This is a genomic window from Micromonospora sp. KC207 (assembly GCF_004348615.1).
Classification (GTDB): domain Bacteria; phylum Actinomycetota; class Actinomycetes; order Mycobacteriales; family Micromonosporaceae; genus Micromonospora.
This window is the reverse complement of sequence record NZ_SMKJ01000404.1, coordinates 1-4695: the sequence shown is the minus strand read 5'-3', so window position 1 is coordinate 4695 and position 4695 is coordinate 1. Positions and strand designations below refer to the sequence as shown.

General features: G+C 74.3%; 6 protein-coding genes. 2 read left to right on the top strand and 4 right to left on the bottom strand.

From position 1 onward, the window contains the following. Positions 1–118 precede the first annotated feature (118 nt). Positions 119–328, bottom strand: coding sequence for a heavy-metal-associated domain-containing protein (locus E1258_RS30095; protein ID WP_132407055.1), 210 nt, complete (start codon positions 326–328; stop codon positions 119–121). Positions 329–478: 150 nt separating this feature from the next. Between E1258_RS30095 and E1258_RS30090 the strand changes: the two genes are divergently transcribed. Then, positions 479–781 carry a metal-sensitive transcriptional regulator gene (locus E1258_RS30090; protein WP_007074299.1) on the top strand — a complete coding sequence of 101 codons (303 nt, stop codon included), beginning with the start codon at positions 479–481 and terminating at the stop codon, positions 779–781. 114 nt (positions 782–895) lie between these two features. Here the strand turns inward: E1258_RS30090 and E1258_RS30085 are convergent, their stop codons facing one another. From E1258_RS30085 to E1258_RS30075, 3 genes are all read right to left on the bottom strand, one after another. Beyond that, entirely contained in the window at positions 896–1570 is a 675-nt protein-coding gene (locus E1258_RS30085) for a DUF305 domain-containing protein (RefSeq protein WP_371688706.1), read from the bottom strand. 84 nt (positions 1571–1654) lie between these two features. Further along, the gene (locus tag E1258_RS33685; RefSeq protein ID WP_165949938.1) at positions 1655–2251 is read right to left on the bottom strand and encodes a hypothetical protein; all 597 of its coding nucleotides are present in this window, start codon (positions 2249–2251) and stop codon (positions 1655–1657) included. A gap of 165 nt (positions 2252–2416) precedes the next feature. After that, the gene (locus E1258_RS30075; protein WP_132407051.1) at positions 2417–4504 is read right to left on the bottom strand and encodes a heavy metal translocating P-type ATPase; all 2088 of its coding nucleotides are present in this window, start codon (positions 4502–4504) and stop codon (positions 2417–2419) included. Between E1258_RS30075 and E1258_RS34140 the strand changes: the two genes are divergently transcribed. Beyond that, positions 4394–4695, top strand: a 302-nt coding sequence (locus E1258_RS34140; protein ID WP_207919817.1) for a hypothetical protein, incomplete at its 3' end; no start/stop codon positions are given. The genes E1258_RS30075 and E1258_RS34140 overlap by 111 nt on opposite strands.

Sequence of the window (4695 nt, the reverse complement as noted above, 5' to 3'; positions counted from 1 at the left end):
GTCGGCCACCCGGCCGACCCCGTACGCCGCGCCGAACACCGCCGCCAGGCCGAGCACGAAACCGCTCAGCTTCGTCGCCGTGTTCATCGTGGGCCTCGGTTTCTTCGTAGGGGTGGCGTCACGCGTCGACGAGGGTGTACCCGGCCTCGTCGACGGCGGCGCGCACGGTGTCGGTGTCCAGCGGGCCGTCGCTGGTGACGGTGACCCGGCCGGCGGCCAGGTCCACGCGGACGTCCGTGACGCCCCCGATCGCGCCGACCTCGGTGACAACCGAGTTGGCGCAGTGCCCGCAGGTCATCCCCTGCACCTCGTACGTCGTGCTGACCATCGCTTCTCTCCTTCCGCTGCACCTCACGCTACCCCCGGGGGGTAAGCGTGGGGCGGACCACCGCCCCTGGACGCCACAAATACCCGGCGGGGGTATCTGCGACGGGGAGAACCGTACCATACCCCAGAGGGGTATGGTAATCTCGGCTGCATGACCGGACCCGCGCCTGCCCCGACCCGGGGGTACACCGCCAGCAAGGACCAGTTGCTCGCGCGGCTCCGCCGCGTGGAGGGCCAGGTCCGCGGCATCGAGAAGATGGTCGACGAGGACCGCTACTGCATCGACGTGCTCACCCAGATCTCCGCGATCCAGGCGGCCCTGGACAAGGTCGCCCTCGGCCTGCTCGACGGGCACGCCCGGCACTGCCTGCACGAGGGCGCCGTCGAGGGGCGGGCCGACGAGATGGCCACCGAGATGATGGCCGCCGTCGGCCGTCTCATGAAGCGCGGCTGACGGCCACCGGCCGCTCGACGAACGCGGCCCACGGCTCTTGATCAACGCCAGGTCGGCGACATGGGGGCGATCCCGCGGTGTGGACCCCCACGTCGCCGACCTGGTGGCCGTCCGTCAGAGCCGGGCGAGGATCTTCCGCATCAGGTCGATCTCGCCCTGCTGGCTGGTGGCGATCTGCTGGGCCATCGCCTTGACCTCCGGGTTGACGCCCTCCGCCAGTTCCTCCTTCGCCATGGTGATCGCGCCCTCGTGGTGGGCGACCATCATGGTCAGGAACCGCCGGTCGAACCCGGCGCCCTTCGCGCCCGCCAGCTCTTTCATGTCCGCGTCGGACATCATCCCGGGCATCTCGTGGTCCATCTCCGGCAGCCCGTGCCCGTGCCCGGCGGCGGGCGACGGCACCGGCCGGCCCCACCCGGTGAGCCAGCCGGTCATGGTGGCGATCTCCGGGGCCTGGGCGGCTTCGATCTGGGCCGCGAGGCGCTTGACCTCCGGGTCGGCGGCGCGGGTCTCGGCCAGCTCGGCCATCTCCACGGCCTGCCGGTGGTGCGGGATCATCATCTGGGCGAACATCATGTCGGCGTCGCCGAACGTGGCCGGCCCGCGCGTCGGGACCCCGGTGGCGGAGGTGGCCCCGGCGGCGGTGGTGCCGGCGGCCGGCTCGTCGCGGCCGGGCGAGCCGTGGTCGCTGGAGCCGTGGTCGCTGGAGCCGCAGGCGGTCAGGGCGAGAGCGGCGGTCAGGGCCGCGCCGGCCAGGGTGGCACGGCGCGCGCTCGTACGAGTGGTCACGGTGAATCCTTCGGTCTCAGTCATGTGTGCGGGCAGGACGGGGACACGGGCCACCGGCTGAGCCGGCACCCGCGCCGGGGCGTCCTACGTACGCGACACCGAGACCTCGGCCAGCCGAAGGCCGACCGGGCGGGGCGGCGGGGCGCGCGGGCCGGCGGACGCGTCACCGGGCCGGCGGCCGGGCGGGCCGAGCGCCCGCGAACCGGTCAACAGCAGCACGGCGACCAGCAGGGCGATTCCGAGCGCGCCGAGCACCGCCAGGCAGACGCTCCACCCCGCCGGCCCGTCGGCGGTACCGCCGGCCGGCTGGAGCCGGGTGGGCGAACACCCGCCCGCCGGGCAGCCGACGTGCGCGCCGGGGGCAGCGACGACGGTCGTGCCGCTGGCGAGCGCCCCGGAGCCGGTCAGGCCGTCGGTGGGTGACACGGATGTCGTCGTGACGTCGGCGAGGGCGACGGAGACGGCCATGACGTCGGCGAGGGCGACGGAGACGGCCATGACGTCGGCGAGGGCGACGGGGACCGGATGGCCGTCGCGCGGTGCCGCCCCGTCATGGCCGCCGTGGGTGCCGCCGGAGTGCGCGCCGTGGCCCAGGGTGTGCATGGCGGTCAGACCGGCCAGGGTGCAGAGCAGCAGCGCGAGGCGGACCCACCGCCCGCCCGTCACCGTCGCCGTCCGCACGCCACCACGCTAGCCGTCCCGGCCGCGCCGGACCGGCCGAACACACCGTAGGGCCCGCACCGCTGCTCGTCCTTGTCGCCCGTCACCCGCGGCTCGGGTGGGATCGATGACGAATCCGCGCCCAGTGCCCCCGGCATGATCTGCCGCCGGCGGCCCCGTGCGGGATCAGTCGGGCGCGAGGCGGACCCGGCGGAGCAGTTGGGCGTTCAGCGCCACCACGATCGTGGACGCCGACATCAGGATCGCCGCGACGGCCGGGCTCAGCGCGACCCCCGCCCAGACCAGCGCGCCGGCGGCCAGTGGCAGGGCCACCACGTTGTAGCCGGCCGCCCAGGCCAGGTTCTGCACCATCTTCCGGTACGACGCCCGGGACAGCCGGGCCACCGCCGCCACCCCGCGCGGGTCGGACGAGGCGAGCACCACCCCGGCGGACTCGATCGCCACGTCCGTGCCGGCTCCGATCGCGATGCCCACGTCGGCACGGGCGAGCGCCGGGGCGTCGTTCACCCCGTCGCCGACCATCGCCACGGTCAGCCCCCGGCGTTGCAGCTCGATGACCCTCCCGTCCTTGTCGGCCGGCAACACCTCGGCGAAGACCTCGTCCACCCCCGGCCGGAAGCCGAGGTCGGCGGCGACCGCATCGGCGACCGCCCGGGCGTCCCCGGTGATCATCGCGATCGTCCGGACGCCCTGGGCGCGCAGCTCGGCGATCGCCTCCCGCGCCTCGGGGCGTACCTCGTCGGCGAGGGCGAGCGCGCCGAGCACCGTGCCGGGGAGGCGGACCAGGTGCAGCACGGCGGCCCCCCGCCCCGCCCAGTCTGCGGCGGCCCGGTCCAACTCGGCGGGGAGGTCCACGCCCAGCTCGCGAAGCAGCGCCGGCCCGCCCAGCGCGTACTCCGTACCCTCGATGGTGGCCCGCACCCCACGGCCCGGCAGGGCGCGGAAGCCCGTGGCCGACGCGGGGCCGCCGCGTTGTTCGGCTGCGGCGACGATCGCGCGGGCCAGCGGGTGCTCGCTGTCCGCCTCGACCCCGGCGGCCAGCCGCAGCAGCTCGTCCTCGCCGGTGACGGCGACGGCCGCGACACCGGTCACGGCGTGCTCGCCCCGGGTCAGGGTGCCGGTCTTGTCGAACAGCACCGCGTCGACGGTACGCATCCGTTCCAGCGCGAGCCGGTTCTTCACCAGGATGCCGGAGCGCGCCGCCACCGCCGTGGACAGCGCGACGACCAGCGGGATCGCCAACCCCAGCGCGTGCGGGCAGGCGATCACCAGCACCGTGACGGTCCGCACCACCGCCTCGTCGGCGTCGCCGAGAGCCGACCAGACCGCCACGGTCACCACAGCGGTGGCGGTCGCGACATAGAACAGCCAGGCCGCGAAGCGGTCGGCGAGCACCTGGGCCCGGCCGCTGGAGCGCTGCGCCTCGGCGACCATCCGCTGGATGCCGGCGAGGGTGGTCCCCTCGCCGATCGCCTCCACCTCGACCCGGACCGCCGAGTCGGTGGCCACCGTGCCGGCCACCACCCGGTCACCGACCGACCGGGCCACCGGGCGGGACTCCCCAGTGATCATGGATTCGTCGAGCTCGGCGGCCCCGTCGACGATTCGCCCGTCGGCCGGCACCCGACCGCCCGGCCGGACCAGCAGCACGTCGCCGACGCGCAGCCCCGCCACCGGGACCCGCTCGGTGCCGCCGTCGGGACGGATTCGCTCCGCGTCGTCGGGCAGCAGCGCGGCCAGCGCGGCGAGGCCGCCCCGGGCCTGACCGATCGCCTGCATCTCCTGCCAGTGGCCGAGCAGCATGATGGTGACCAGCGCGGCCAACTCCCACCAGAAGTCCAGGTCGAACGCGCCGACGCTGGTGGCCAGCGACGCGACGTACGCGACGCTGATCGCCATCGCGATGAGCAGCATCATGCCCGGCGCCCGGTCGCGCACTTCCCCGACCGCGCCGACCAGGAACGGCCACCCGCCCCACCAGAAGACCGCCGAGCCGAGCACCGGGCCGGCCAGCGCCCGACCGGGGAACTCCAGCGAGTAACCGAACCAGTCCATCACCATGTGGCTGGTGACGACGATCGGCAGGGTCAGCGCGAGGCAGAGCCAGAATCGACGGCGGAACATCTCCGGATCGTGCCCGGCGTGCTTGTCGTGCCCGCCGCGCCCGGCGTACCTGTTGTGCCCGCCGTGCTGTTCGTGAACGTCGTGGGCCATGCCTCCAACATGCCCCGCCGGCCGGCGAGAAGTCTGCATGTCGTCGACATGGCGGCATCGAGGCAGCCGGGACACCGTTATGTCGCCGACATAATGTCGGTCGACCTGCATCCGCAGGTGAGGATGGCTACGATTCCGGGCGATGGAACGCAGGAACCCGGTTCGGGCAGCCGACTGGGCGAGAACCGTTCGGCCGCCCGGCCGGGCGGAGGGCCCTCGGGCCTCCGGGT